Annotated in this window: 1 protein-coding gene; it reads right to left on the reverse strand. The window is 70.3% G+C overall.

Annotation, left to right across the window (positions count from 1 at the left end; translation table 11 throughout):
• The coding region (locus MIAR_RS17480; RefSeq protein ID WP_285638580.1) for a hypothetical protein at window positions 1-222 on the reverse strand (222 nt) is incomplete at both ends.

Genomic DNA, 222 nt, shown 5'->3' on the forward strand with positions numbered 1-222 from the left:
GGTGATCGTCCGCAGGGTGAGCGTCGTCCCTATGGTGACCGCGACCGCAGCCAGGGAGACCGCCCGTACCGTGGTGACCGCCCTCAGGCTGAGCGTCGCCCGTACGGCGACCGTTCCAAGGGTGAGCGTCGCCCGTACGGTGATCGTCCGCAGGGTGAGCGTCGTCCCTATGGTGACCGCGACCGCAGCCAGGGAGACCGCCCGTACCGTGGTGACCGCCCT

It is taken from the genome of Microbacterium arabinogalactanolyticum, from assembly GCF_030268005.1.
Classification (GTDB): Bacteria; Actinomycetota; Actinomycetes; order Actinomycetales; family Microbacteriaceae; genus Microbacterium; species Microbacterium arabinogalactanolyticum.